Origin of the sequence: Sellimonas intestinalis (genome assembly GCF_001280875.1) — a bacterium.
Taxonomy (GTDB): Bacteria; Bacillota; Clostridia; order Lachnospirales; family Lachnospiraceae; genus Sellimonas; species Sellimonas intestinalis.
In genome coordinates this window covers 1-2,947 of record NZ_LGAJ01000008.1, presented here as the reverse complement: position 1 = coordinate 2,947, position 2,947 = coordinate 1, and the positions used below count along the sequence as shown (strand labels likewise).

Here is a 2,947-nt window from a genome sequence, read left to right as displayed (position 1 = left end):
AGGCAGAGCCTTTTGTTATCCCGTCTTTGTAACACGCGTTTTTATAAAACTGGTTATGCTGGAAAGAGCGCAGGGTGGATGCCTTGGCACTAAGAGCCGATGAAAGACGTGATAAGCTGCGAAAAGCTTCGGGGAGGAGCAAATATCCAAAGATCCGGAGATTTCTGAATGGGGAAACCCACATGAGAAGACCTCATGTATCCATACGCCAATCCATAACGTATGGAGGGGAACCCGGTGAACTGAAACATCTAAGTAGCCGGAGGAGAAGAAAGAAACATCGATTTCCAAAGTAGCGGCGAGCGAAATGGGAAGAGCCCAAACCAGTGTGCGAGCACACTGGGGTTCGGACTGCACAAGCGACTCCTGAGAGTAATGGAACGGTTTTGGGAAAGCCGGCCAGAGAGGGTGAAAGCCCCGTACATGAAAGTCAAGGGAGAGCGGCAGGATCCAGAGTACCACGAGACACGTGGAACCTTGTGGGAAGGAGCGGGGACCACCCCGTAAGGCTAAATACTCCTTAGTGACCGATAGCGCATAGTACTGTGAAGGAAAGGTGAAAAGGACCCCGGGAGGGGAGTGAAAGAGAACCTGAAACCCTGTGTTTACAAGCTGTGGAACCTCTATAGAAAGAGGGACCGCGTACTTTTTGTAGAACGGTCCGGCGAGTTGCGCTGGCTGGCGAGGTTAAGGGCTGGAAGGCCCGGAGCCGAAGGGAAACCAAGTCTGAATAGGGCGAGAAGTCAGTTGGAGCAGACCCGAAACCGGGTGATCTATCCATGTCCAGGTTGAAGCTGCCGTAAAAGGCAATGGAGGACCGAACCCACATCCGTTGAAAAGGGTGGGGATGAGGTGTGGATAGGGGAGAAATTCCAATCGAACCCGGAGATAGCTGGTTCTCCTCGAAATAGCTTTAGGGCTAGCCTCGATAGAGTCAGGTGGAGGTAGAGCACTGAATTTCCTAGGGGGCGTCAAAGCTTACCGAAGAATATCAAACTCCGAATGCCATGCTGATGCTTATCGGGAGTCAGACTGCACGAGATAAGTTGGGCAGTCAAAAGGGAAAGAGCCCAGACCTGCAGCTAAGGTCCCAAAGTGTGTGTTAAGTGGAAAAGGATGTGGGATTTCGAAGACAACTAGGATGTTGGCTTAGAAGCAGCCATCCATTGAAAGAGTGCGTAATAGCTCACTAGTCGAGAGGTCCTGCGCCGAAAATGTCCGGGGCTGAAACACACCACCGAAGCTCAGGGATCTGCAAGAGCAGATCGGTAGAGGAGCATTGCATACAGGAAGAAGCAGTACCGGAAGGAGCTGTGGACTGTATGGAAGAGAGAATGCCGGAATGAGTAGCGAGAGGAAGGTGGGAATCCTTCCGGCCGAATATCCAAGGTTTCCAGGGTAAAGCTGATCTGCCCTGGGTAAGTCGGGGCCTAAGGCGAGGTCGAAAGACGTAGTCGATGGATAACAGGTAGAAATTCCTGTACTGCTGTACAACAGAACTGTGGGGACGCAGAAAGAGAGCGCGAGCCGGGAATGGAGAGACCGGTGCAAGCGGGGTAGGAGTGTGTCAGGAAAACCCGGCACACAATCCGAAGACGTGATGCGGAGCGAAAGCATAGTAGCGAAGCGCGTGAGCTGGCTGCCAAGAAAAGCCGCTATTGTTTGTAGAGTACCCGTACCGTAAACCGACACAGGTGGATGAGGAGAGAATCCTAAGGCCGACGGGAGAAGCATTGTTAAGGAACTCGGCAAAATGACCCCGTAACTTCGGGAGAAGGGGTGCCATAGAGATATGGCCGCAGAGAATAGGCCCAAGCAACTGTTTAGCAAAAACACAGGTCTATGCGAAACCGAAAGGTGAGGTATATGGGCTGACGCCTGCCCGGTGCTGGAAGGTTAAGGGGAGAGGTTAGCGGAAACGCGAAGCTTTGAACTTAAGCCCCAGTAAACGGCGGCCGTAACTATAACGGTCCTAAGGTAGCGAAATTCCTTGTCGGGTAAGTTCCGACCCGCACGAAAGGCGTAATGATTTGGGCACTGTCTCGACAATGCACCCGGTGAAATTGAAGTACCAGTGAAGATGCTGGTTACCTGCGCCAGGACGGAAAGACCCCATGGAGCTTTACTCCAGCTTGATACTGGGATTCGGTACTGCATGTACAGGATAGGTGGGAGGCAAGGAAGTAAGGACGCCAGTCCTTATGGAGCCGCTGTTGGGATACCACCCTTGCGGTATTGGGTTTCTAACCAGCAGCCGTGACCCGGCTGTGGGACAATGTCAGGTGGGGAGTTTGACTGGGGCGGTCGCCTCCGAAAGGGTATCGGAGGCGCTCAAAGGTTCCCTCAGAATGGACGGAAACCATTCGGAGAGTGCAAAGGCAGAAGGGAGCTTGACTGCGACACCGACGGGTGGAGCAGGTACGAAAGTAGGACTTAGTGATCCGGTGGTATAAAGTGGGATTGCCATCGCTCAACGGATAAAAGCTACCCTGGGGATAACAGGCTTATCACTCCCAAGAGTTCACATCGACGGAGTGGTTTGGCACCTCGATGTCGGCTCATCGCATCCTGGGGCTGAAGTAGGTCCCAAGGGTTGGGCTGTTCGCCCATTAAAGCGGTACGCGAGCTGGGTTCAGAACGTCGTGAGACAGTTCGGTCCCTATCCGGCGTGGGCGTAGGATATTTGAGAGGAGCTGTCCTTAGTACGAGAGGACCGGGATGGACCGGCCGCTGGTGGATCTGTTGCGTCACCAGGCGCATGGCAGAGTAGCCAAGCCGGGAAGGGATAAACGCTGAAGGCATCTAAGCGTGAAGCCCCCCTCAAGATGAGATATCCCATGCGAAAGCAGTAAGACCCCTTGAAGACGACGAGGTAGATAGGGCAGAGGTGGAAGTGTGGCAACACATGGAGCTGACTGTTACTAATAGGTCGAGGGCATAACCAAAG

At 53.2% G+C, this 2,947-nt stretch carries 1 rRNA gene; it reads left to right on the top strand.

Annotated features, from left to right (window positions below):
• Positions 1–51: 51 nt before the first annotated feature.
• Positions 52–2,945: ribosomal RNA gene (locus tag AOA56_RS09540) — 23S ribosomal RNA — on the top strand.
• Positions 2,946–2,947: the final 2 nt, after the last annotated feature.